Source organism: Dactylosporangium sp. CS-047395 (assembly GCF_050942185.1).
Lineage (GTDB): Bacteria > Actinomycetota > Actinomycetes > Mycobacteriales > Micromonosporaceae > Dactylosporangium.
Genome location: NZ_CP192015.1, coordinates 9,928,049 through 9,945,873, shown reverse-complemented (window position 1 = coordinate 9,945,873; position 17,825 = coordinate 9,928,049). Strand labels below are relative to the sequence as shown.

General features: G+C 71.0%; 16 protein-coding genes. 8 read left to right on the top strand and 8 right to left on the bottom strand.

Features of this window, described 5'->3' with window-relative positions; genetic code table 11:
• Positions 1 to 21: 21 nt before the first annotated feature.
• The 3 genes from ACQP00_RS46485 (at position 22) to ACQP00_RS46475 (ending at position 4,062) form a co-directional block, all read left to right on the top strand.
• Positions 22 to 1,947, top strand: a complete 1,926-nt coding sequence (locus tag ACQP00_RS46485) for a PAS domain-containing sensor histidine kinase (RefSeq protein ID WP_433209989.1) — start codon at positions 22 to 24, stop codon at positions 1,945 to 1,947.
• A complete protein-coding gene (locus ACQP00_RS46480) occupies positions 1,944 to 2,651 on the top strand; it encodes a response regulator transcription factor (RefSeq protein WP_246655778.1) in 708 nt (235 codons plus the stop codon). Before ACQP00_RS46485 ends, ACQP00_RS46480 begins: the two co-directional genes overlap by 4 nt.
• Positions 2,652 to 2,817: 166 nt before the next feature.
• Entirely contained in the window at positions 2,818 to 4,062 is a 1,245-nt protein-coding gene (locus ACQP00_RS46475; RefSeq protein WP_433209987.1) for an IS256 family transposase, read from the top strand.
• Positions 4,063 to 4,301: 239 nt separating this feature from the next.
• On the opposite strand, the gene ACQP00_RS46470 is transcribed toward ACQP00_RS46475, so the two are convergent.
• Complete coding sequence (locus ACQP00_RS46470) at positions 4,302 to 4,538, bottom strand: hypothetical protein (RefSeq protein WP_433209985.1); 237 nt, start codon at positions 4,536 to 4,538, stop codon at positions 4,302 to 4,304.
• A 209-nt stretch (positions 4,539 to 4,747) separates the two neighbouring features.
• Here ACQP00_RS46470 and ACQP00_RS46465 point away from each other — a divergent pair, with 209 nt between their 5' ends.
• The 3 genes from ACQP00_RS46465 to ACQP00_RS46455 all read left to right on the top strand — a co-directional run bounded on the left by ACQP00_RS46465 (position 4,748) and on the right by ACQP00_RS46455 (position 7,386).
• Positions 4,748 to 5,476, top strand: a complete 729-nt coding sequence (locus tag ACQP00_RS46465) for a hydrolase (RefSeq protein WP_433209983.1) — start codon at positions 4,748 to 4,750, stop codon at positions 5,474 to 5,476.
• Between the two features lie 21 nt (positions 5,477 to 5,497).
• Positions 5,498 to 5,629, top strand: a complete 132-nt coding sequence (locus ACQP00_RS46460; RefSeq protein ID WP_433209981.1) for a hypothetical protein — start codon at positions 5,498 to 5,500, stop codon at positions 5,627 to 5,629.
• 83 nt (positions 5,630 to 5,712) lie between these two features.
• Entirely contained in the window at positions 5,713 to 7,386 is a 1,674-nt protein-coding gene (locus ACQP00_RS46455; protein ID WP_433209979.1) for an ATP-binding protein, read from the top strand.
• On the opposite strand, the gene ACQP00_RS46450 is transcribed toward ACQP00_RS46455, so the two are convergent.
• From ACQP00_RS46450 to ACQP00_RS46425, 6 genes are all read right to left on the bottom strand, one after another.
• Positions 7,346 to 8,845 carry a glycosyltransferase family 2 protein gene (locus tag ACQP00_RS46450; RefSeq protein WP_433209977.1) on the bottom strand — a complete coding sequence of 500 codons (1,500 nt, stop codon included), beginning with the start codon at positions 8,843 to 8,845 and terminating at the stop codon, positions 7,346 to 7,348. The two genes, ACQP00_RS46455 and ACQP00_RS46450, sit on opposite strands and share 41 nt — an antisense overlap.
• Positions 8,845 to 9,975, bottom strand: coding sequence for a HEAT repeat domain-containing protein (locus tag ACQP00_RS46445; protein ID WP_433209975.1), 1,131 nt, complete (start codon positions 9,973 to 9,975; stop codon positions 8,845 to 8,847). The genes ACQP00_RS46450 and ACQP00_RS46445 overlap by 1 nt, the downstream gene beginning before the upstream one ends.
• The gene (locus tag ACQP00_RS46440; protein WP_432978563.1) at positions 9,972 to 10,346 is read right to left on the bottom strand and encodes a response regulator transcription factor; all 375 of its coding nucleotides are present in this window, start codon (positions 10,344 to 10,346) and stop codon (positions 9,972 to 9,974) included. The genes ACQP00_RS46445 and ACQP00_RS46440 overlap by 4 nt, the downstream gene beginning before the upstream one ends.
• A gap of 92 nt (positions 10,347 to 10,438) precedes the next feature.
• A complete protein-coding gene (locus tag ACQP00_RS46435; RefSeq protein WP_433209973.1) occupies positions 10,439 to 11,131 on the bottom strand; it encodes an SRPBCC family protein in 693 nt (230 codons plus the stop codon).
• 129 nt (positions 11,132 to 11,260) lie between these two features.
• Positions 11,261 to 12,916 (bottom strand): S8 family serine peptidase, encoded by a 1,656-nt coding sequence (locus tag ACQP00_RS46430; protein ID WP_433209971.1) that lies wholly within the window; start codon positions 12,914 to 12,916, stop codon positions 11,261 to 11,263.
• 276 nt (positions 12,917 to 13,192) lie between these two features.
• Complete coding sequence (locus ACQP00_RS46425; protein WP_433209969.1) at positions 13,193 to 14,833, bottom strand: CBM96 family carbohydrate-binding protein; 1,641 nt, start codon at positions 14,831 to 14,833, stop codon at positions 13,193 to 13,195.
• Between the two features lie 448 nt (positions 14,834 to 15,281).
• On the opposite strand from ACQP00_RS46425, the gene ACQP00_RS46420 reads away from it, so the two are divergent.
• Positions 15,282 to 15,500, top strand: coding sequence for a DUF7455 domain-containing protein (locus tag ACQP00_RS46420; RefSeq protein WP_433050807.1), 219 nt, complete (start codon positions 15,282 to 15,284; stop codon positions 15,498 to 15,500).
• Positions 15,501 to 15,656: 156 nt separating this feature from the next.
• On the opposite strand, the gene ACQP00_RS46415 is transcribed toward ACQP00_RS46420, so the two are convergent.
• The gene (locus ACQP00_RS46415; RefSeq protein WP_433209967.1) at positions 15,657 to 15,845 is read right to left on the bottom strand and encodes a hypothetical protein; all 189 of its coding nucleotides are present in this window, start codon (positions 15,843 to 15,845) and stop codon (positions 15,657 to 15,659) included.
• A gap of 190 nt (positions 15,846 to 16,035) precedes the next feature.
• Between ACQP00_RS46415 and ACQP00_RS46410 the strand changes: the two genes are divergently transcribed.
• Entirely contained in the window at positions 16,036 to 17,571 is a 1,536-nt protein-coding gene (locus ACQP00_RS46410) for a putative bifunctional diguanylate cyclase/phosphodiesterase (RefSeq protein ID WP_433209965.1), read from the top strand.
• Positions 17,572 to 17,825: the final 254 nt, after the last annotated feature.

The following is a 17,825-nucleotide window of genomic DNA, read 5'->3' as shown; positions in this document are numbered from 1 at the left end:
TCGCTGCCGGCGAGGAGTGCTTTGCGAGGAGAGACCGACCGCCTGGTCGACACGGGCCTGATCGAGGGCGCCGTGGTCGATCTGGTCGTCCGTGCGGCGAACGCGGCCACCGTGGTGGACGCGCAGCGGCTCGTGGCCGAGCTGCGGTCCTTCTCCGGCGTGCGCTCGGCCGACATCGTCCCCGCGGTGCTGCCGGCCGTCGGGGAGCTCGACCTGCTCGACCGGCTGCCGGTCGGGCCCGCGCAGTGGGGCCAGGAGTTGCGGGTCGAGTTCAGCGCCGCGCCCGCGCGGGCCGAGCTGCTGCCGGCCGCCTCCGAGATCGCCGCCGCCGCCGACCGCGCCCTCGCGCAGCCGTGCCGCGCGGTGCCGCCCCCGCCGGCGCACGGCTCGCCGATCGCGTGGGCGATCACCGGCGGCGCCCGCGCGATGATCGTGCTGGTCGACCCGGCGCGCGGCTGGAGCGCGCTGTCCGACTCGTTCACCAAGGTGCTCGGCTACGACCGGCACCGCCCGGCCGACTTCCGGCTGCTCGACATCGTGCACCCGGACGACCGCCCGGCCGCGGTGGCGCTGTTCCTGGCGTGCTGCGCGGGGCGCGTGCCCGACCACGCGGTGGACATGCGCGTCTGTACGGTCAACGGGCGCTGGCGCACCGTCGAGGTCGGCGCGCGCAGCTTCGTGGACGACGCCGACGTCGGCGCCGTGGTCTTCTTCGGCCTCGACGTCACCGCCCAGCGCGACGCCGAGCGGGCCGCGCGGGTCGAGCAGCAGCGCCTGGCCCGGCTGGTCGAGACGATGGACGACGGGCTGCTGATGCTCGACGAGGGCGGCCACGTGTGCCTGGCCAACCGCGCCGCGCACAAGCTGCTGGACACCGGCATGCTCGACGTGAGCCCCGAGCACGACCCCGACGACGCCGAGCCGCTCGACTGGTCCCAGGTCATCGAGCGCACCATCACGCGCCTCGGCCACGCGTCCGCGCACGTCGATCGGCTGCGGATCGGGTTCCGGACCCGGCGGGCGGTGATCGGCGAGGAGCTCGCCTTCGAGGACGGCCGGGTGCTGGAGCTGGACCTGGTGCCCGTCACCGGTCCGGCCGGCCCGGGCGGCACCGACGGCGGCACGCTCATCCACCTGCGCGACGTGACCGCGCGGGTGGCCGTGCGCCGCGGCCTGGAGGAGCGCAGCCGGGGCCTCGAGGAGCGCAACCAGGCCCTCGTCGAGGCGACCGCGCTCAACAACGAGTTCATCGCGAGCGTCTCCCACGAGCTGCGCGGGCCGCTGTCGTCGGTGGTCGCGTTCTCGCACCTGCTCGGCGACAGTACGAGCGGCGAGCTTTCCGAGGATCAGCAGACGTACCTCTCCGTCATCGACCGCAACGCCAACCGCCTCCTGCGCCTCATCGAGGACCTGCTCCTGCTGTCCCGCCTGGAGGCGCGCACCCTGCAGCTCAAGCCGACGCCCACCCGGCTGCCGGAGCTGCTCACGGTCGCGGTCACCGAGCGCATCCCGGCCGCCGGCGCGGCCGGCATCGACCTGGTCCTCGAGTGCGCCGAGGGCCCGGACATCGTCTGCGACGACACCCGCGTGCACCAGGTCGTGGACAACCTGGTCAGCAACGCGGTGAAGTTCACGCCCAGCGGCGGGCGGGTCACGGTGAAGGCCTGGCCCGGCCCCGACGGCGAGGGCTGGAGCGTCGCCGTCGCCGACTCCGGGGTGGGCATCCCGGCCGCGGACCTGCCGCGGTTGTTCAGCGCGTTCTTCCGCGGTTCCAACGTGACCGCGGCGGTCGGGCGGCAGGTCATGCCCGGCACGGGACTCGGGCTGGTCGTCAGCCGGGCCATCGTCGAGTTACATGGCGGCAGCATCAGCGTCGCCAGCACTGAAGGGGTCGGCACGACGGTCACGCTGTCGTTGCCCACGCGACCGGCACGAAATGGGGGATGATCGTGAGCCGACTTCTCGTCGTCGAAGACGATCCGGATATCGCCATGGCGCTGCGCCTGCTCCTGACGCGAGCGGGCCATCAGGTCGCGCACGCCAAGGACGGCCGGACCGGGCTACGGGACGCCTACACCGAGCGCCCGGAGCTCGTGATCCTCGACATCGGGCTACCCGGGATGGACGGCTGGCAGGTGCTGGAGCGGCTGCGCGACGTCAGTGACGTACCGGTGCTGCTGCTGACGGCGCACGGGCAGGAGTCCGACAAGGTTCGCGGCCTGCGCGGCGGGGCCGACGACTACCTGACCAAGCCGTTCACCAACGCCGAACTGGTGGCCCGCGTCGAGGCCCTGCTGCGCCGCAGCGCCGGCCCGGCCTCATGGGCCGACGAGGTGTACGACGACGGCGTCCTGCGCATCGACCCCGCCGCCCGCCGCACCTTCGTGGCCGGCGACGAGGTACGCCTGACGCCAACCGAGTTCCGCCTGCTCAACGTCCTCGTCCGCCATGCCGGCGCGGTCCTGTCGCCGAACCAGCTCCTGGCGCAGGCCTGGGACGACCCGACCGGCATCGGCCCGGAACGCGTCAAGTTCGCCGTCCTACGCCTGCGGCGCAAACTGGGCTGGACCGACCCCGACGCCTCGCCCATCGAGTCGGTGCGAGGCTTCGGCTACCGGTACCGCCGCCCGGTGATGGACCGCGCAGAGTAGCCCGACCGTCGGCAGACATGCCGGATTTGTCGCCCGACAGGGGATGAATCGGTCATGCCCACGGGAGTGGTGTACGAATCGCCCACCTTTGTGGTGGTTGAGGAGATGGAGACGGTCACCGCTTGATCCTTCGAACTGACGAAAGTACCGAAGGAGAGATCAAGCGATGACCGCACCCAAGAGTGTGGACGTCGGCCGGTTCCTGCGTGAGGAACTTGGCTCGGCGTCACCCGATCTGCTGCGTTCGATGGTGAAGGCGTTCGCTGAAGCGTTGATGTCCGCGGAGGCCGACGCCGTGTGCGGCGCGCCGTATGGCGAGCGCAGCGAGGAGCGGACGAACCAGCGCAACGGCTACCGGGCTCGGGAGTGGGACACCCGCGCCGGCAGCGTGGAGCTGGCGATCCCGAAGCTTCGCCACGGCTCGTACTTCCCCGACTGGCTGCTGCAACACCGCCGCCGCGCCGAACAAGCGCTGGTGTCGGTGGTGGCGACCGCGTATCTGCTCGGCGTGTCGACCCGGCGGGTGGAGAAACTCGTCGAGCAACTCGGCATCACCGGCCTGTCCAAGTCGCAGGTTTCGGAGATGGCCGCGCACCTGGACGCGCAGGTCGAGGCGTTCCGCAACCGTCCCCTCGACGCCGGCCCCTACACGTTCCTCGCCCTGGACGCCCTCGTTGTCAAAGTGCGGGAACGAGGCCGGATCGTCGGTGTCCACACGCTCATCGCGACCGGCGTCAACGCCGACGGCCAACGCGAAGTCCTGGGCCTGGACGTGACCTCGGACGAGGACGGCGCCGGCTGGCTGGCCTTCCTACGCAGTCTGACCGCCCGCGGCCTCGGCGGCGTCCGGCTCGTGGTCTCCGACGCGCACCGCGGCCTGGTCTCAGCGATCGGCGCGGCGCTGCCCGGCGCCGGGTGGCAACGCTGCCGGACGCACTACCTGCGCAACCTGCTGACCAAGGTCCCGAAGTCGGCGCAGCCGTGGGTCGCGACCCTGGTCCGGACCATCTTCGACCAGCCCGACATCGACGCCGTCCGAGCCCAGTACACCCGCACCGTGACGACCCTCGCCGAACGGTTCCCCGACGCCGCGGACCACCTCGACGACGCCCGCGAAGAGCTCCTCGCCTTCACCGCGTTCCCACGCGACATCTGGCGCCAGATCTGGTCGAACAACCCACAGGAACGGCTGAACAAGGAGATCCGCCGCCGCACCGACGTCGTGGGCATCTTCCCGAATCGCGCCGCGATCATCCGACTGATCGGTGCGGTGCTGGCCGAGCAGACCGACGAATGGAGCGAAGGCCGCCGCTACATGGGCCTGGAAACCCTGGCCAAAGCCCGCATGACCATCATCACCACCGAGGGAACCGACACCGACCCCACCACCACCGAACTCGCCGCGGCCTAACATCAACCACAACGGATCAGCGCTGACCGCCTCCTACACCACCAGCGCGGACGTGACCGATGAATCCGGCATGCGGTGAAGCTCGAGAGCGTTATGACGTGCGCGACCCAGTCGGACCCGCGCCACCTTCCGCGCGCCGTCCAACCAGGCAGCAATCCACGGTGCCAACGTTCCGCGACCAGTTGGACTCGCGCCGGTGTTGAGGGGGTGTGGGTGGAGCGAAGCTCCCCCACCGCTTTTCAGGACATCGCACGGTAAACAACAGCGCCAAAAGGTCCTTCCGCGCACAGACTTTCCGCGAGCCGTCCAGCTAGGGCGGTAGTCACCTTCCGCGCCCCGTCCAGCGAGTCGGTGGTGACCTTCTGCGCCCCGTCCAGCGAGTCGGTGGTGACCTTCTGCGCCCCGTCCAGCCAGTCGGTGGTGACCTTCCGCGCCCCGTCCAGCCAGTCGGTGGTGACCTTCCGCGCCCCGTCCAACCAGGGCGGTACTCAACGGTGCCAAAATTCCTTCCCCGACGGCGTGCAGTGCCAGTCCAGCCAGCCGGTAGCCAACGATGCAAAGTCCATCCGCGACAGCAAGCGGCACCAGTCCAACCAACCCGCAACGCCCTGAGAACGGTGGGTGCGACCCGGCGTGGCGAATCTGGAGAAGTCCCGCCACGACGACCACGAAATGAGTCGCCCACATGATCGACCTCTCCGCCGACGGACACGTCCACACCGCGTTCTCGTCCGGGCGCGACAGCGTTTCGGTGCTCGTCGCCGCGGCCGAGCAGGCCGGGCTGACGGAGCTCACCTTCGCCGACCGCGTGGGACCGGACACGAGCTGGCTGCCGCCGTACCTGTCCTCGATCCAGCGGGCCCAGCAGCGCACCGACGTCGTGCTGCGCCGCGGCGTCGAGGTGGAGGCGATCGGCATCGACGGCTGGCTCGCGTTCCCGTCCGACCTCAGCGGCCTGGAGGTCATCTCGGTCGGGCTGAACCGCCTGCCGCTGCCGGCCGGGCTGCTGAGCCCCGACGCGGTGCGGCTGCAGATCGAGTCCGGCGCCATGCGCGCGCTGGACGTCATCGACCAGGTTGTCACCGTCACCGGGCTGGCCGTCGAGCGGGTCTCCCGCTACGCCCCGACGCGCCTGGCCCGCCCGCTGGACTTCCTGATCCGGGCCGGCATCGACGAGGCCGCGGTGCCCGACGCCGCGCTCGCCGAGCTGGTCGAGTCGCTGCGGGCCAACGGCACCGTGGTCGAGGTCAGCGAGCGGCACCGGCTGCCCGGGCTGCGCCTCGTGCAGGCGTGCGCGGACGCGGGTGTGCGGCTCGTGGCGGCCAGCGACGCGGTACGGGCGAGCGAGGTCGGCGGCTACCGGTACGTCCGGGAGATCGCGGCCGGCGTCGTGGGAGCCACCGCGGCCGCCTGAGCTTGGCCGGGTTCGCGTCTCGTGCAGGCGTGCGCGGACGCGGGTGTGCGGCTCGTGGCGGCCAGTGACGCGGTACGGGCGAGCGAGGTCGGCGGCTGCCGGTACGTCCGGGAGATCGCGGCCGGCGTCGTGGGAGCCACCGCGGCCGCCTGAGCTTGGCCGGGTTCGCTTTCCGACCCGCCGTCGTTCGCCTGAAACGGGCTAATGGCGGCGGGTCCGGCATTTAGGATCAAGGTGTGCCGAAGGATCGCGAACTCGTCCTCGTCTCCCTCCTGCAGGAGGCGACCCGGATCGCGAACGAAGCCGACGACATCCGCGACGCCGGGCTGCCGGTGATCAACGCGGTCTGCGCGGCGACCGGCTGGCCCGTGGGCCACCTGTGCCTGCCGGACGAGCGCGATCGCCGGGTCTTCGTGTCCACCGACGTGTGGCACGAGGACGTCCCGGGTGAGTTCGCCGAGCTGCGCAAGGCCAGCGAGGACGTGCGGTTCCCGCTGGGCGCCGGGATCGTCGGGCGGGCCGCCAAGACCGGGCGCCCGCAGTGGATCGCGGACGTGACCACCGAGCCCACCATGGTGCGCCCGGCCGTGGACTGCGTCGGCTCCGCCATCGCCTTCCCGATCACCGGGCGCGGGATCGTCGCCGCGGTGCTGGAGTTCTTCACCCGCGAGCCGGTCGAGCCCGACCACGGCCTGCTGGAGATCATGTCCGACGTCGGCATCCAGCTGGGGCGGGTCGCCGACCGGATGGCCGCGCGGCAGGCGCTGCTGTTCGGCTCGCAGCGGCTGGAGCGCATCCTCGACAGCTGCGTCGAGGCGTTCGTGGCCATGGACGAGGGCGGCATGATCACCTCCTGGAACACGACCGCCGAGAAGGTGTTCGGGCTGTCGCGCGAGGAGGCGATCGGGCGGCGGCTGGCCGACACGATCGTGCCGCCGCAGTACCGCGAGGCGCACCACCTGGGCGTCGGGCGCTTCCTGACGACGGGGGAGAAGCGGGTCCTCGACAACCGGATCGAGATCACCGCCTGGCACGCCAACGGCTACGAGTTCCCCGTCGAGCTCGCTGTGTGGGCGGTGCAGGACCCGATGATGGGCTGGACGTTCAACGCGTTCGTGCACGACATCACCGATCGCAAGCGCACCGAGGACGCGCTGCGCCACGCGTACGAGCACGAGCGCGAGGCCGTCTCCCGCCTGCGCGAGCTCGACGTGGCCAAGAGCGACTTCGTGGCCACCGTGTCGCACGAGTTCCGCACGCCGCTGACGAACGTGATCGGCCATCTCGAGGTGCTCACCTCGGGCGACGCCGGACCGCTCACGCCCGCGCAGACGCGCATGCTCGGCGTCATCGGCCGCAACTCCGACCGGCTGCGCGCGCTCGTCGAGGACCTGCTCACCATCTCCAAGGTGGAGGCCGGCGTCTTCGACCTGGAGCTGCGCGAGACCGACCTGCACGAGGTGCTCGCGGCCGCCTGCGCCGCCGTGGAACCCCGGGCCAAGCGCCGCGGCCACCGGCTCGTGCTGGCCGTCGAGGGGCAGCTGGGCGCGGTCGAGGCCGACCCCGAGCAGCTGCAGCGCGCGCTGTCCAACCTGCTCGTCAACGGCGTGAACTTCACCCCCGACGGCGGGCTGGTCGAGCTGACCGCGCGCGTCGACGGCGAGCACGTCGAGATCGAGGTCCGCGACAACGGCGTCGGCATCGACCCCGAGGAGCAGCCGCAGCTGTTCACGCGCTTCTTCCGGGGCGCGTTCGCGGTGCGCGAGGCGGTCCAGGGCGCCGGGCTCGGCCTGGCCATCACCAAGACCATCGTGGAGGGCCACGGCGGCGAGATCGCGGTGGACAGCCTGCTCGGGCACGGCACCACGTTCACGATCCGGATTCCGCGCGCGCGTCCTCTCTGGCTTTAGCCGGCTCGTCCGCCGTCTGTTCAAAAGCCTGCGTTTGTACTGTCTGAAACCCCGTCCGCGTCATCTCGCCCCACACGTGCTTGCTCCCGCGGATCGCCGACCACATGCCCATGACCCGCCACAGCGCGGTGAGCTGCCGGTAGCCGACGTTCTCCAGAATGGACGCGAGCACCGAGGCGACCAGGTCCGTCCACCGGTGGTAGCGGTGGAACGAGTACTCCTCCACGGTGAGCGCGATCAGGTTCAGCAGCAGCGCGTAGCCGTAGGCGACGGAGATGTACATGAGCGCCAGACCCGCGTTGATGGCGCCGATGTACAGCCCGAGCGGCACCAGGATCACCCCGGCCAGCTCGATCAGCGGGGCCAGCAGCTCGAACAGGACGTAGTAGGGCAGCGCGACCATGCCGATCCGGCCGTACCGTGGATTCAGGATCATGCCCTTGTGCTTGCCGAGGATCTCGCTGATCCCGCGGTGCCAGCGGCGGCGCTGCTTGCCCAGGACCTTGAGCGTGCTGGGCGCCTCGCTCCAGGAGACCGGCTCGGCCACGAACACGATGCGGTAGTCCCGCTTCTGCCGGCGCAGGTGCTTGTGCAGCCGCACCACCAGCTCCGCGTCCTCGCCGATGCAGTCGTGGGCGAGGCCGCCGACCTCGATGAGCAGCTCGCGGCGGAAGATGCCGAAGGCGCCGGAGATGATGAGCAGGCCGCCGATGCGCGACCAGCCGGTGCGTCCGAGCAGGAACGCGCGCAGGTACTCGACCACCTGCACCCGTGGCAGCCACGCCTTCGGCATCTTGACGTCGACGATGCGGCCCGCCACCACGGTGCAGCCGTTGGCGACCCGGATGACGCCGCCGGACGCGACCGTGCGCACCGGGTCGTCGGAGAACGGCTTGGCCACCGACAGCAGCGCCTGCGGGTCCAGGATGGAGTCCGCGTCGACCATGCACACGAGCGGATGCTGTGCGACGTTGATGCCGGTGTTGAGCGCGTCGGTCTTGCCGCCGTTCTCCTTGCGCACCACCACGAGCGGGTCGGGGCGGTCGCGGGGCACGTGGATGGAGATGATGCCGCCGCGGGTCGGGGTCGCATCCGGTACCACCCGGGGCACCTCGACGAGTCCGAACTCCTCCCGCAGCCGCTCGAAGGTGTCGTCGGTGGAGCCGTCGTCGATGACGATGACCTCGAAGACGGGGTAGCGCAGGGCGAGCATGGCTTGGACGGACTGCACGATGCCGGCCGACTCGTTGTGCGCCGGGACGAGGACCGAGACGGGTTCGGTGAGCGGGCTGCGGTACGTCTCCTCGTGCCCGGCGAACGGGATCCGCCGCAGGTGGTGCACGAACTCAGCGCCCGCCAGCACGATCAGCACCAGGTAGCTGGTGTTGATGAGCAGGAAGTACGTCAGGATGAAGACATCGGTGACCTTGAGGATGTCCCGGATCCACTCGGCGAGCACTAGGGCACCGTCTGCTTCCGGCGGTCGTCGAGCTCGGCGGCGGCCAGGGCCTCGCGGGCGTGGGCGGCGCCGAGCACGATGTCGGGGTCGGGCTCCTCGTCGGGATCGGCGCTGTGCCGGGGCCGCACGTGCGCGCGGTGCTCGGTGGCGACCAGGGCGGCCCGGCCGGCGTTGCCCAGCCGCAGCAGCGAGCGGGCGGCGTTGTGGGCGACGGCGTACTCCCCGTCGGCCAGCAGCGCGGTCAGGTTCGGGGCCGCGCTCACCGCGCCGAGCTCGCCGAGGGCCCGGGCCGCCTCCGCGCGCAGGACCGGCGGGTGCTGCGGCTCCAGAGCGTCCAGCAGCGGGGCCAGGGCGGTGCGGGTGCCGAGCCGGCCCAGGGTGCGCGCGGCCGCGACGCGGACCTCGACGGCCGGATCGGCCCGCAGCGCGCTCTCCACCCGCACGGTCGCGCCGGCCGCCCCGATCAGCCCGAGCACCTCGGCCGCGCAGGCGCGGATCGGCGCCCGCGGGTCGTCGAGGGAGGCGAGCAGGGCGCCCTGGGCGGCGGTACCAAGGCGGGTCAGGGCGGTTGCGACCACGTGCGCGGGCACCGTGCGGCGGCTGGGCAGCGTGGCCAGCAGCGGCTGGGTCGCGCCGGCGTCGCCGATGCGCCCGAGCGAGCGCGCCGCGACCACGCGCACGTCGGCGTCCGGGTCGCCGAGCAGGTCGCACAGCGGCAGCAGCGCGTCCTTGCGCCCGAGGTTGCCCAGCACCTCGGCGGCGAGCGCCCGCGCGACCGGGTCGCGCCGCTTGAGCTGGCTGCGGGCCCGCCAGGCGGCACCGCGGCGCTCGAAGACGTCCACGAGCGCGGTGTGCGCCTCGCCGCGGACCTTGCCCAGCAGGGCGATCGCGCTCGGCTCGACGGCGAGCCAGACGTCCTCGGGAAGGCGCACCAGTTCCTCGATCTGCGCGGGGTCGTCGTCGCCGGCGGCGATGGCGAGCAGCAGTTGGCGGGCGGGCTTGGCGAGCCGCGCGCGCCGGGCCTCGCGGGAGCCGCGCACGGTGCGGCCGACCACGATGAGGCCACCGAAGAGGAGCGCGGCGAAGAGCAGGACGATCAGCGCCACCAGCGCGGCGCTCGCGAGCGTCACGTGCGCATGCGGGCCAGGACCGCCTCGACCCGGCTCACCAACTCCCGCGGGCTGAAGGGTTTGACGATGTAGTCGTCCGCGCCGGCGCCGAAGCCGACCTCGACGTCGCCCTCCTGGGCGCGCGCGGTCAGCAGGATGATCGGCAGGGCCTTGGTGCCCTGCTCCTGGCGCAGCTGCCGGCACACGTCGATGCCCGACATGCCGGGCATCATGACGTCGAGCACGACGAGGTCCGGGGGGTTCTCGGTCGCCGCGGTGAGGGCGGCCAGGCCGTTGTCCACCGCGACCACGTCGTAGCCCGCCTGCTCCAGCTTGAAGGCGACGAGGTCCCGGATGTCCATGTCGTCGTCGGCGACCAGGATCGCGGTCATGTCTTGATCTTATGCGGCATTTACGTTTGATGACCCGAAATATGGCGAAAGGGCGCCGGCCGTTGGCCGACGCCCCGTGTGCCTGGTGGCGGTCAGAGTGGCTGCTGCGGCGTGGGGCGGGTGCGCGAGGCGCGCTCGGGCGAGTGGTGCCCGCCGAGGTTGCCACTCGCCGGCATCGGCTGCGCGGGCCGCTCGTTGGCCGCGTGCGTGACGCCGGACGCCGAGGCGATGCCGCGCGCGACGGTGCCCGGGTTCGGCCGCGCCCCGGGCATGTTCGCCGGCGACGGCTTGATCTCGCGGGTCGGGGCGGTGCTGCTGGTGCCACTGGCCGTGATCGTCGTGTTCGCGGTGGTACGCATCGACGTGGTCTTCGCCGACTCCTCGCAGAACCGCTTGAAGCCCTTGAGGTCGGCCTTGAGCCGGCGGTTGAGCACCTCGACGGCATGCTCCTCGGCGGGCATCAGCTCGCGCGCGTCGATCTGCAGCTCGGCGATGACCCGCGTCATGTCCCCGGCCATCGGCTCCAGCCGCAGCGCCTCGATGACCTGCGGGCCGTCCGTCGCCTCCCAGCACAGGAACTCGTCCGTGCGGCTCTCGGTGATCCGCGCGTCGAACTCGGCCCGCGTGCCGCCGATGTCGAGCACCATGTGCGCGGTCGAGGCGTCGATCGGGGCCATGCTCATGACGCCGGACATGAACTGCGGATAGTTCTCGAAGTGGGTGAGCTGCTCGTAGGCCACTGCCACCGGTACGGCCACCTCGATCGATTCACGGGCGGTGCTCATGGTGGTCCCCCTTACCTTGGAATGACCAAACCGTACGGCCGATTCGCACCCTTTGCGGGTGATTTGCGGGAATGGAAGAGGGCCCCCGCCGACTCGGCGAGGGCCCTCGTGGTAGCTGTTCTGCGTGGGTCAGACGTTCAGCGTCCAGCCGGTCAGGGTGCCGGCGTCGCCCGCGAAGACGTCCTTGACCTGCAGGGTCCAGGTGCCGTTGCGGACCTCGGAGGACAGGTCCACCGTGTAGGTCGCGGTGCCGAAGGCCACGTCGTCGGCGGCGATGGAGCTCTTGACCTTGTAGTCGGTGCCGTCCGGGGCGATCAGGTCGATGCGCAGGTCGCCGCGGTCGGCGTGGTTGATCGCGACCTTGACGGTGGCGGTCTTGGCGCCGGTGCCGGCGCAGTTCGCGACGACGACCTTGCTGGCGACGGTACCGCGGTCGGCGATCGCGATCGGCGTGCTGTTCACGGCCGGGGTGCAGGTGGCCGGGGTGCTCGGGGTGCTCGGCGTGGTGGGCTTGGCCGGGGTGGTGACCGGCGTGGCCGGGGTGGCCGGCGTGGTCGGCGTGGCCGGGGTGGTCACCGGGGCGGTCGGCGTGGTGGCGCCCAGTGTGCCGGTGAACAGCAGCTTGTTCGGCGAGCCGCTGCCGCCGTTCTTCACGGCGCCGTTGGTGGCGGCGGCGACGAGGGCGTCACGGACCTGCTGCGGCGTGGCGGTCGGGTGCGCGGCCAGGTACAGCGCGGCCGCACCGGCAACCTCCGGGGTGGCCATCGAGGTGCCGCTCATCTTCTGCGTGCCGGTGTCGGACGCCTTCGAGCTGGAGGTGATGTTCACGCCCGGCGCGAAGATGTCGAGGCAGTTGCCGAAGTTGGAGAAGCTGGCGCGGGTGTCGTTGCTGTCGGTCGCGCCGACGGTGATCGCCTCCGGCAGGCGGGCCGGGGACTTGGTGCAGGCGTTGGCGGAGTCGTTGCCACCGGCGACCGCGTAGGTCACGCCGGACGCGATCGACTTCTTGACCGCGTTGTCCAGGGTGGCGCCCGCGGAACCGCCGAGGCTCATGTTCGCCACGGCCGGCTTGACGGCGTTCTTGGTGACCCAGTCGACGCCGGCGATGATCTGCGAGTACGAGCCGCCGCCGGAGCAGTCCAGCACGCGCACCGCGACGAGCTTGACGTCCTGGGCCACGCCGTAGGTCTTGCCGCCGACGGTGCCGGCCACGTGGGTGCCGTGACCCTGGCAGTCGCTGGCGTCCGCGTCGTTGTCGACGAAGTCGTAGCCGGAGCGGACCCGGCCGGCGAACTCGCTGTGCGTCATGCGGACGCCGGTGTCGATGATGTAGGCCGTGACGTTGCTCGCCGGACCGTACGTGTAGCTCTTGTCCAGCGGCAGCGCCTTCTGGTCGATGCGGTCCAGGCCCCAGGTGGCGTTGGACTCGACCGACTCGACCTGCACGCGGCGGTCCTGCTCGACGTAGGCGACGGCCGGGTCGGCCGCCAGGCGGCGGGCACCCTCGGCGCTCATGTGCCCGGAGAACCCGCGCACCGCGCTGTCGAAACGGTCCTTGACCTTGCCGCCGACCTTGCCCGCGAGGGCGTCCGAGGTCGTCGTGCTGCCGTCCTTCATGACCACGATGTACTGGTCCTTGAGCGCACCCGGGGCGTCCGTGTTCTGCACGGTGCCCTGGGCGGGCGCGGCGAAGGCGGCGGCGCCGAACGTGAACGCGGTAGCGGCCGAGGCGGCGGTGCCGAGGACGATTCCGGTAATGGCGCGACGGGCGATGTTCTTCGTCATTATGTCTGCATCCCTTTACGGTTAGCCGGCATATCGTTGCGTCATAAGATTTGCCGAGATGAGGTGGAGCATTTCCTTGCATTTCCTTGCTGAAATAAGATTGCGGGACCAGGGTGGTTGCTCCGGGACTCCTCCGGTAGCAGGGCAGTTGCCGCGCTTCTTTTCGCGCCCGCGGGGGCCGGTTGCACCGGGTTGCCGAACGGTTCTTGAGGGAAATGGCGAAGGCCGCCAGGACTTTTGTCCTGACGGCCTTCGCTCACCGGGGGGAACCGGGTGTCACAGCTTCACGTTGAAGCGCGGGTCGGCGGCGATCTTCTTGAAGCCGGCGAGCGCCTCCGGGGTGTCGTCCATGCGGATGTCGTGGCCGCTCTGGTCCTTGGCGGTCTCGAAGTACACCAGACCCTTGATCTGGGGCATCTTGGCGAGCTGCGGGAGCACGGTGGAGTACACGTCGGCCTTGTTCTTGCCCTGGACCGTCTTCGACGAGTCGTAGACGCCCCACTCGGCGACCATGATCGGCTTGCTCGGGTGCTTGGTGGTGGCCCAGGTGTAGAAGCCCGGGAACTTCGGGTCGTTGGTGCGGTTCATCAGGTAGTTGAAGTCGCCGTAGTGGAACGCGCCCTTCTCGGCGTTGTTGTACGTGTCCACGCCGACCCAGTCCACGACGTCGTCACCCGGGTACAGGTCGCCCCACCACGCGGTGTTGTTCCACTTCTCGTAGTTCATGTACGCGACGGTGAACACGGCGTTGGTGACGCCGTCGGCCTTCAGGCGCAGCGCGGTGTGCCGGAACATGGCCGCGAAGTCCTTGGCGGTCTGGCCGGAGCCGGCCGCCGGGTTCACGTCGTTCTCCGGCTCGTGGTGCAGCACCAGGAAGAACGGCTTGGTCGGGAAGTTGGCCTTGAGGTACGCGGCGGCCTTGTCGATGCGGGCGTCCTGGGCACCGGAGGCGACCTTGGCCCACGTGGTGCCGTAGCCGACCTTCCAGTTCAGCATCAGGGTGCGCGGGTGCGCCGGGTCGTTGGTCATGGCGATCTCGTCCTTGGTCGGCCAGACCTCGTCGCCCTTGTGGTACGTGTGGTAGATCGTCGACGTCCGGCCGGACTTGGCCTCGAACGTCTTCAGGGCCTCGTCGCGCGGCACGTCGGAGAAGCCGCCGGCCGCCGCGCCCCACAGCACGCCGCAGGTCGGGACGAGCTTGACGTCCACCTTGCAGTCGGCCGGGTTGGCCGGCGTGGTGGCCGGGGTGGTCGGGGTGGTCGTGACGGGCTTGGTGGCGACCGGGGTGGTCGGCTTGGTGGCGACCGGGGTGGTCGGCTTGGTCGCGACCGGGGTGGTGGGCTTGGTCGCGACCGGGCGGGCCACGGACACGTCGAGCGCCGGCTGGCCGGTGGTGGCCTCGGCCGAGCGGAACCGCGCCTGGGCGTTCGCGACCGTCGAGGTGACCGCGAAGGTGTACGTCCCGGCGCCCTTGACGACCGAGCTGACGTCGAACGTCACCGCGTTGGCGGTGGCGGCCGGCTTCACGGTGGCGACCGCGGCACCCAGCTTCGGGGCGGTCTTGCCGGTCAGCGACTTCTCGGTCCACGCGGTGTCGGCCACGCGGCTCAGGGTCACCGAGGCCGGCAGGGTCTTGGCGGCGTCGCGGGTCAGGGTGACCTTCGCGCCCTTGGCCGTCACGCCGGTGCCCAGCGGGCCGACCGTGAACTTGACGTAGCCGGTCAGCGTGTCACCGGCGTTGCGGCCGACGGCCAGCGTCGGGGCGGCGCCGAAGTTGTACGTGGGCCGGGTGGACGAGCTGTAGGTGTCCTCCGCGGCGCCCGAGCGCACGACGTCGGTCGTCTCCGCAGCGGCGGCAACCCCGCTGTGGATGGTGGTGCCGAATCCGGCACCCAGCGCAAGCGCGGCGATCGGCATGAATGTACGGGCGTTACGGCGAATCATCTATTCAAAGCCCTTCCGTGGCTGGTGAAATCCTGTGGAGCAGGTATTGCGTCCGGCGTTGTCATCCGGACCTCCACAAGATTCGGCCGCCCGGGTTACGCCCCTGGTTCGCCGCAAGTTGCCGTTGGGTTGTGCGCCCGCCGGCGGGTCTGTCCACTGTGGATTTGTGCCGTGTCCGCCACGCTCAGTGCCACCCTCCCGGGGGCCTGGTGTCGAAATGTTGCCGAGCGGGTATGTGAACCGCTCCAGTGATGCATCAGACGAACGGACAGAGGTGGCAACCGACTGGCGACCCAATGCCAACGCTTCCGAACTAGGCGGTCAAATCCGGCGAACGTAATGTTGGTCAGGTACGACGCAAGACACGGATAAGCCACAAATCGGACCGCAACTTCCCCGTCGCGACCTCGAGGAGACTGAGATGACCCCGATGCTGATCTCGCGCCCGGCCGTTCACGTCGTCCCCGAGCTGGCGGGTGAGCGCTGCGACAGCTGCGGCGCCGCGGCGAAGGCGATCGTGACCTTCGGTGCCGCCGGCGACCTGGCCTTCTGCGGCCACCACGCGAAGAAGTTCGCGGATCGGATCACGGCTACGGCGGACAAGGTCGTGGTGGAGCAGGGCTTCGACTGGCGTAGCTAGTTTTTTTTCTGAAGGGCGTCGCGGCTTTCTCTCTGGCCGCGGCGCCCTTTTTTTGTCCGATAAGTCGGGCGCTGGCGCGCCACGACTTATCGGATTTATAGCCCGACGGGGTTTATGTCGGGTTCGTGCGGTTTCTAGGCCATGATCGTTTCCGGTTCAGCGCTGGCCGAACAGGCCGGCAATGCGGCGCTGCCAGCCGGCCAGGATGCGCGGCGGTCGGTCGTGGGTGTGGGTCCTCGACGCGTGCCCGTGTGCGTGGGCGCGCGTCGCGTGCTGCCGGTTCTCCCGATGCTCCGGGACGCCGGGGATGCGGTGGAGCAGGCGGTGCAGCAGGTTGTCGGGCATCGCGGCCTCCGTCGCGGTTGACGTACGTCGTACTCCGTGGACGTATGGTGTACGTCTTAGACGTTAAACGTACGGTGTACGTCGCGTCAACGGGCGCGGTGGGGACACGTGGTCGGGGACGCCGGGGAAGCGTTCAGCGTGTTGGTCCTTAAGTCGGAAATATCGGACATTTGCCCGATAGCATGCGTGTGTGCGTCGCAAGCCGAGCCCTGGTCCGCGGCGGCCCGGGCTCGTGGGCCGCGAGACGGGGCTGCTCGTCGCCGTGTGGGTGGCCGGGGTGGCGTTTTTGGCGGCGGTACCGGCGATGCTGCACGAATTCTCGTCCCTGCTGGCCGGCTGCGTGGCGCTCGTGGCCGCCGCCGTCGCCGTGCTGCTGGTCCGCGCGCGGGCGCGGCGCCTCGCCTGCTCGCTGGAGCACTCCTCCGAGCGGCGGCGTGACCTGGAGCTGGCCCTGCGGGAGCGGGCCACCATCGACCCGGTGACCGGCCTGGCCAACCGCGCGCTGCTGACCGCCGTGCTCGACGGGCGCGGACCGGTGCGCGGGCCCGACCTCACCGTCATGCTGCTCGACCTCGACGGCTTCCAGGCGATCAACGACGAGCTCGGGCACGCGGCCGGCGACGCGCTGCTGCTGGAGGTGGCCGGGCGGCTGCGGTCCGCGCTGCCCAAGGCCGACCTGCTGGCCCGCCTCGGCGACGACGAGTTCGCGGCCGTCTGGCGCGGCGCGGCCCCGGCGGGCGCGGCCGAGCGGGCCCTGGCGCGGCTGCGGCCCGGGTACCGCCTCGAGGAGCGCACCGTCTACCTCACCGGCAGCGCGGGCCTGATCGTCGCCGACGGACGGCGCAGCTCGGCCGAGGTGCTGCGCGACGCCGGGCTGGCACTGCAGGCGGCCAAGGACGGCGGCCGGGACCGCATCGTGCGCTTCGAGGCCGGCCTGCGCACGGCGGCCGACCGCCAGCGCGAGCTCGCGGGCGGGTTGCGGCGGGCGCTGCGGGAGGGCGAGCTGGAGGTGTACTACCAGCCGGTCGTACGCCTCGCCGACGGCCGCATCACCGCCGTGGAGGCGCTGCTGCGCTGGTTCCCGCCGGGCGCGGAGGCGATCCCGCCGGGCGTGTTCATCCCCGTCGCCGAGGCCACCGGGCTGATCGTGCCGCTGGGCTGGTGGGTCCTCGAACGCGCGTGCGCGCAGGCCCGGGAGTGGCACGAGGGTGCCGGGATCAGCCTGACCGTCAACGTGGCCGCGCACCAGCTGCGCGAGCCGGACTTCGTGGACCGCGTCCGCGCCGCCCTCACCGCGGGCGGCCTCCCGGCGAGCGCACTGGTGCTGGAGGTGACCGAGAGCACCATGGTCGCCGACGCCGAGTCGACCGCCCGCCTCGACACGCTGCGCGCGGACGGGGTGCGGGTGGCGATCGACGACTTCGGCACCGGGTACTCCTCGCTCGCCTACCTCGTCCACCTGCCCGTCGACGTCCTGAAGATCGACCGCACCTTCCTGGCCACGGCGGTCGACACCACGCTGATGCGGGCGATCCTGCAGCTGGCGGGCGGGTTGTCGCTGCAGACGGTGGCGGAGGGCGTGGAGACCGAGGACCAGGCGGCCACCTTGCGGGCGCTCGGGTGCGAGCATGCGCAGGGCTTCCTGTTCTCGCGGCCGGTGCCGCCTGGGGAAATCGCGCCGCTGCTGTCGGGCCGCCTCGAACTGGGCGCCGCCCGCGCGGGCTGATCGGCGCGCCCGCGCGTGGTGGCGGCTCGTGCGGCGGACGTTGATTTTGGTGCGCGCAGGTTGATTAGCGCCCTCAACGTTGATTTTCGTCAACGTGGGTTGATGAGACGTTGATGAGCGCGCGGACGTTGATTGAGCGGCCATGCGGAGGTGCGAGGTGGCCGCGCGGCGAGCTGCGGCGGCGATGGGGTGCGGCGGGCGGCGAGGTGGGCCAGGCGGCGAGGTGGGGCCGAGCGGTGCGGTGCGGCGGGCGC

Coding starts and splice junctions, on each gene's coding strand:
- ACQP00_RS46480 (WP_246655778.1), top strand. CDS start 1,944: ATGATCGTGAGCCGACTTCTCGTCGTCGAAGACGATCCGGATATCGCC.
- ACQP00_RS46475 (WP_433209987.1), top strand. CDS start 2,818: ATGACCGCACCCAAGAGTGTGGACGTCGGCCGGTTCCTGCGTGAGGAA.
- ACQP00_RS46465 (WP_433209983.1), top strand. CDS start 4,748: ATGATCGACCTCTCCGCCGACGGACACGTCCACACCGCGTTCTCGTCC.
- ACQP00_RS46440 (WP_432978563.1), bottom strand. CDS start 10,346: ATGACCGCGATCCTGGTCGCCGACGACGACATGGACATCCGGGACCTC.
- ACQP00_RS46435 (WP_433209973.1), bottom strand. CDS start 11,131: ATGAGCACCGCCCGTGAATCGATCGAGGTGGCCGTACCGGTGGCAGTG.
- ACQP00_RS46430 (WP_433209971.1), bottom strand. CDS start 12,916: ATGACGAAGAACATCGCCCGTCGCGCCATTACCGGAATCGTCCTCGGC.
- ACQP00_RS46425 (WP_433209969.1), bottom strand. CDS start 14,833: ATGCCGATCGCCGCGCTTGCGCTGGGTGCCGGATTCGGCACCACCATC.
- ACQP00_RS46420 (WP_433050807.1), top strand. CDS start 15,282: ATGACCCCGATGCTGATCTCGCGCCCGGCCGTTCACGTCGTCCCCGAG.
- ACQP00_RS46415 (WP_433209967.1), bottom strand. CDS start 15,845: ATGCCCGACAACCTGCTGCACCGCCTGCTCCACCGCATCCCCGGCGTC.